This window comes from Aquicoccus porphyridii (genome assembly GCF_008369105.1).
Taxonomy (GTDB): domain Bacteria; phylum Pseudomonadota; class Alphaproteobacteria; order Rhodobacterales; family Rhodobacteraceae; genus Aquicoccus; species Aquicoccus porphyridii.
Map to the genome: position 1 here is coordinate 1 of NZ_VINQ01000218.1, position 372 is coordinate 372.

Here is a 372-nt window from a genome sequence, read left to right on the forward strand (position 1 = left end):
GGCCCCTTGAAGCCGCTCTCGTCGCGGGCGATGACGTTGATGATCAGCACCTCGTCGACCGGGGCAGGTTCGGCAGCAACCGCAGGGGCTTTCTCCCGCTCTTTCTCCTTGCGGCCCTTCGACTTGCCCTTGCGCGGCTCCACCGTCTCGGCGGCATCGCTCGGGTCCGCCTCCAGGGCCAGCCCCTCGTCGAGGTCCAGATCGCCCTGGCGCGGCTCTTCCTGGCGCTTGCCGCCCTTGCGTTCCTTGGCTTCGCGGGCGCTGACGCTGGGCAGGTCCTGTTCGTCGAAGGATGGCTCGCGATGCTCGACCACGCGCGCCGGCCCCAGCAGTTCAGCCGAGTCGCCGTCGTCGTCCGGCAGATTGGCGAAA

General features: G+C 69.1%; 1 protein-coding gene. It reads right to left on the reverse strand.

Translation table 11 applies throughout. From position 1 onward, the window contains the following. Positions 1-372 (reverse strand): hypothetical protein (locus tag FLO80_RS24255; protein WP_223145566.1); only part of this gene is annotated, 372 nt, incomplete at both ends.